Below are 3,915 nucleotides of genomic sequence, written 5' to 3' on the forward strand. Positions count from 1 at the left end.
TAGCGATGTCGTGACATGGCTGGTAGCTCGGCTATGAACGGGTTCGAGTGGCGGTCGGCGGCGTGGCAACAGCATCTCAATCGGGTTATGTTCAGCGGGCAGGGGATTCAGTACCTCGACATCGGGCAAGGTCCGGTCGTTGTGCTGGTGCACGGGTTGGCCTCGGCGTGGCCGGTATGGTTCCGAAATATTTCGGAGCTTGCGGCCGAGCATCGCGTCATCGCGGTCGACCTGCCCGGCTTCGGCGGCTCAGATAATTTCGGTGGCTGTGTCGAAATCGATCACTACGTCGATGCGCTGATCCGGTTGCTAGACCGGCTTGAGGTCCGGCGGGTAAAGATGATCGGTCATTCGCTGGGCGGGATCATCGCTGGGCAGTTCGCTGCTCAACATCCTTCGCGCACTGAGGCTTTGGTGCTCGTGGCCACCGGCGTGTCGCCCCGTCGCCAGCAGGTTCTCCTGTTACGCGGCCTCGCCGCGAGCATCGTGCTGCTCAACCGTGGTCGGCTGCCGCTTTTCGGCGTGACGGTGCGCGCAGCGATGGCCGCGGCGCCACTGCGGCGATTTCTGCTCCGTCCGATAATCCATGATCCGGCTGCGGTATCCCGTGAGTTGGCCACGGACATGATGACCAGCGCCGGTAACTCCCCGGGCGCGACTGCCGCCCTCAAGGCCGCGCTTCGTGCGGTCCGACAGCAGGATTTGCGGGCCGTCGTGTGTCCCACCCTGATCGTGGGCGGTGCCTGTGATCGTATGGCGCCGGCGGCGTCGCTTGACCAGCTGGCCAGCGTGATCGTCGGCGCGCGCAAAGAGGTGATGGCCGACGCGGGGCATCATCCGATGTTCGAGCGGCCCGAAGCGTTCAACGCCCTCGTGCATGGCTTCTTCCAGGACGTTCGCCGGTCTCATGAACAGAAGCGTGATGCCGTTTTCTAGCCCCCGTTGGAACCTCTCCGGCGATCCGGACGCCGGCTGGAAAGCGGTCGACTGGTCCGCCCACACCCATCAAGCCACCGTGCGTGGGCGACGCATCAGCTACGCCGACATTGGCAGTGGGCCCGTGGCCGTTCTGGTGCACGGCCAGGGCGGGTCGTGGCAGTGGTGGCTGCGAGTGCTGCCCGCCGTGTCCGCGCATCGCCGGGTCATCGCCGTGGACCTACCCGGATTTGGCGGCTCGGATCCGATCGCCACGGGTGACGTGTTCAGCGAGCATGTCGCGACGATCATCGGCCTGCTGGATCACCTCGGGCTCGCGGACGCGATCATCGCGGGTCACTCGATGGGCGGTCTGGTTGCGCTGCAGGTCGCCTGCGACCATCCGGATCGAGTGGCGGGGCTAATGCTGATCGATGCCGGCGGCGCCAACATCGGCGCTCGGCGGCTTGCGCTGATCGTGACCGGACTGCGGGCCTTCAGGCGCATTTTCGCGATTCCGTGGGTCCCGCGTGTTGTGGCGCGGGCGCGCTACCTACGGTCTGCGTTGATGGCGCTCGCCATGCACGACCCGGGCACACTGTCAACGTCGTTGGCAATGGAGATCCTCCCCCGTATGGCCGCGCCGGGATTCGTGCAGTCCCTGCACGCTGCGGCGATTGCGGTGAACCAGGTGACCCCAGAGGCGGTCACCTGCCCGTCACTGATTCTTTGGGGTGTCCGCGACCGGATCCTCCCGGTGTCCACCGGTCACGTGTTGGCGTCCAAGATTCCGGATGCGCGTTTTGTGCCGCTGGAAAACGTGGGTCACTGCGTGATGGTAGAGGCCGCTGACCAGTTCAGCCAGCTCCTCATCGATTTCACGCAACACCCCTGAACGGTCGGCCCGGCTGGCGGTTGGCACCAAACAGGGTGCAGCTCGCTATCGCCGATCGCCAATTATTTTGAGTTCCGTGGTCCCTCGGGACGCCCGCGCATGCGGGAAAATCGGGTGCGGTCGCTCGCCGAGGTCGGTGTTTCTTGGCGCAGTGAGCCCGTTTTTGAGTTTGATCCAGGGAGCCGATGGTGGGGCTGCGCATTGTCGCTACGATCAAGAGGGTCCGTCTCTCTTCCATCCCTGTTCGGTTCCTGCGGGCGACCGCCTCGTTGAATCGGTTACGCGGGAAGGGTGTTGGTTATGGATGACGTCGACGATGCGGATCTAGTGGTGGAGCGGGTCGCGGCGCTGGATCTGGGCAAGGCCGGTCTGGAGGCGTGTGTGCGGGTGCCGAACCCGCAGGGGCCGGGCAGGCGAATGCAGGAGCTGCGCGGCTACGGCACGACCACCGCACAGCTGTTGGCGATGGTGGGCTGGTTGCGCCACTGGCAGGTGCAGCGGGTGGTGATGGAATCCACCAGCACCTACTGGAAGGGGGTGTACTACCTGCTGGAGGCCGAGGGGTTTGACGCCTGGCTGGTCAACGCCCGCGAGGTCAAGAACGTGCCGGGCCGGGCGAAGACGGATCGGGCCGATGCAGTCTGGCTGGCGAAAGTGGCCGAGCGCGGCATGTGCCGGCCCTCGCTGGTGCAGCCGCCCGAAATCCGCCGACTACGCGACCTCACCCGCTACCGGCGCGCCCTGGTGCAGGACCGCACCCGCGAGCAGCAACGGGTCGAAAAGCTGCTCGAGGACGCCCAGATCAAGATCTCGGCGGTGCTGTCGAACCTGCACGGTGTCACCGGTCGGGCGATGATGGAGGCCCTGATCGCCGGGGAGCGCGATCCGCGTACGCTGGCCGGGCTGGCCAAGGCCAGCGCACGCAAGAAGACCGACCGGCTCGAAGAGGCGCTGCGAGGATTCTTCACCGATCACCACGCGACGATCCTGCAGATGATGCTCGACAACAGCGACCGCATCAGCGCCCAGATCACCGCACTCGACGCGCGGATCGAGGAGGCGATCGGCCCTTTCTCCCGACCGGCGGCCCGGCTCGCTGATATCCCCGGCGTGAGCACCGTTGCCGCTGCCGAGCTGATCGCCGAGATCGGGGTCGACATGACCCGGTTCCCCTCGGCCGCGCATCTGGTGTCATGGGCCAAGTTCTGCCCGCAGATCCACCAGTCGGCCGGTAAGTCCACGAGCAAGGGCCGCGCCAAGGGCAACCCTTGGCTGGCCGGCACCCTGGGCCGCATCGCGTTCGTCAACTCGCGTACCGACACCTTCCTCGGCGCCCGCTACCGGCGCCTGGCCCGACGCCGCGGCAAGCAGAAGGCGCTCGTCGCGACCGGCAATTCGGTACTGACCGTCATCTACCACCTGCTGTCGGACCCCGACGCCAGATTTTGCGACCTCGGCCCCGGCTACTACGAATCCCGCATCAACAAACACCGCCGCGCCCGCGACCTCGCCACCCAACTCCAAGCGCTCACCGGCCAGCACATCGCCATCCGCGACGGCAAAGCGGTCATCACCGACACCGCCGCCTGACCCCAAACCCACAGCAGCACAACATCACCCGGCTCCGCCGGGTTGCCTTCGGCCTGCCCACTCACCATCCGATTTTCGGGTCAGACATAACGGCTATCGATTGCGGGTGCGCGAGGATCAACTGCGAGTCAGCCGCAGACTAATCCAAATGTGACGCAGCTCACACCCTTTCTATTGGATGCGTGTGTGATATCTAGGTACAGCGGCACTAGCCCGGGATTAATATTTAACCCTGGTTAACCCTGGCTATGAGTCGGAGGAACGATCATGCAGGTCGTCTGTCCCGCGCTACCGGCGCTCGAAACTCTGCCTTTCGCTCACGACCGCGACGCGGCATGGCACACGCTCCTGGCGTCCGGCAAAGTCGCGGTGTCCGATGCGGGTGTGTACTTCCTTAGCGCCGCCGATGTCGTCGAAGCGGCGGCCACAAATCCGGAGCTGTTTTCCTCCCAGGGCGCGTTCGATCTGGTGGGAAGCCCGTTTCCCATGGTGCCGATCGCCTTCGATCCGCCAGA

3 protein-coding genes and 1 pseudogene are annotated in these 3,915 nt (G+C 65.3%); all 4 read left to right on the forward strand.

Annotation, left to right across the window (positions count from 1 at the left end; translation table 11 throughout):
* The first annotated feature begins 33 nt into the window (after window positions 1–33).
* A complete protein-coding gene (locus ACLP9N_RS07675; RefSeq protein ID WP_442406828.1) occupies window positions 34–936 on the forward strand; it encodes an alpha/beta fold hydrolase in 903 nt (300 codons plus the stop codon).
* Window positions 923–1,810, forward strand: a complete 888-nt coding sequence (locus tag ACLP9N_RS07680) for an alpha/beta fold hydrolase (protein WP_442406829.1) — start codon at window positions 923–925, stop codon at window positions 1,808–1,810. The genes ACLP9N_RS07675 and ACLP9N_RS07680 overlap by 14 nt, the downstream gene beginning before the upstream one ends.
* A gap of 300 nt (window positions 1,811–2,110) precedes the next feature.
* The gene (locus ACLP9N_RS07685; protein ID WP_442406830.1) at window positions 2,111–3,400 is read left to right on the forward strand and encodes an IS110 family transposase; all 1,290 of its coding nucleotides are present in this window, start codon (window positions 2,111–2,113) and stop codon (window positions 3,398–3,400) included.
* A gap of 267 nt (window positions 3,401–3,667) precedes the next feature.
* Window positions 3,668–3,915: pseudogene (locus ACLP9N_RS07690) on the forward strand (cytochrome P450); the annotation flags it as partial.

This window comes from Mycobacterium sp. (genome assembly GCF_052144515.1).
In the GTDB taxonomy this organism is placed as follows: domain Bacteria; phylum Actinomycetota; class Actinomycetes; order Mycobacteriales; family Mycobacteriaceae; genus Mycobacterium.

Coding starts and splice junctions, on each gene's coding strand:
- ACLP9N_RS07675 (WP_442406828.1), top strand. CDS start 34: ATGAACGGGTTCGAGTGGCGGTCGGCGGCGTGGCAACAGCATCTCAAT.
- ACLP9N_RS07680 (WP_442406829.1), top strand. CDS start 923: ATGCCGTTTTCTAGCCCCCGTTGGAACCTCTCCGGCGATCCGGACGCC.
- ACLP9N_RS07685 (WP_442406830.1), top strand. CDS start 2,111: ATGGATGACGTCGACGATGCGGATCTAGTGGTGGAGCGGGTCGCGGCG.